Source organism: Shewanella sp. S1-49-MNA-CIBAN-0167 (assembly GCF_040310145.1).
In the GTDB taxonomy this organism is placed as follows: Bacteria; Pseudomonadota; Gammaproteobacteria; order Enterobacterales; family Shewanellaceae; genus Shewanella; species Shewanella psychromarinicola.
In genome coordinates this window covers 1-334 of the sequence record NZ_JBEOPO010000150.1, presented here as the reverse complement: position 1 = coordinate 334, position 334 = coordinate 1, and the positions used below count along the sequence as shown (strand labels likewise).

Genomic DNA, 334 nt, shown 5'->3' with positions numbered 1-334 from the left:
AGATATAACAGCTAAAATGATCACTTTATTACTATTTTTTTCTGGTACGAGAAATAGTGAGCCCCTTCATCTATGGTTCAACGACGTAACTCCTGACTACTCAGGAAGTGGTTTGTGTCAAGTTCATTTAAGACATCCTAGTGACGCTAAGACTTTTATTATAGGCGAAGACAAACTACGTTCTCAGTATTTAGCAGAAAGAGGACTTATGCCCAGAACCAAAGGACCATCAAAGAGCTACAAAGTCGGATGGAAGAATTTATTGACTGATAAATCGTTAACAGCACCTGTATTTTTTCTTCATTCAAATGCTCAATTTCTTTTTAATCAGATG

General features: G+C 36.2%; 1 pseudogene. It reads left to right on the top strand.

Annotated features, from left to right (window positions below):
• Window positions 1-16: 16 nt before the first annotated feature.
• A pseudogene (locus AAEZ00_RS20765) lies at window positions 17-334 on the top strand (site-specific integrase); the annotation flags it as partial.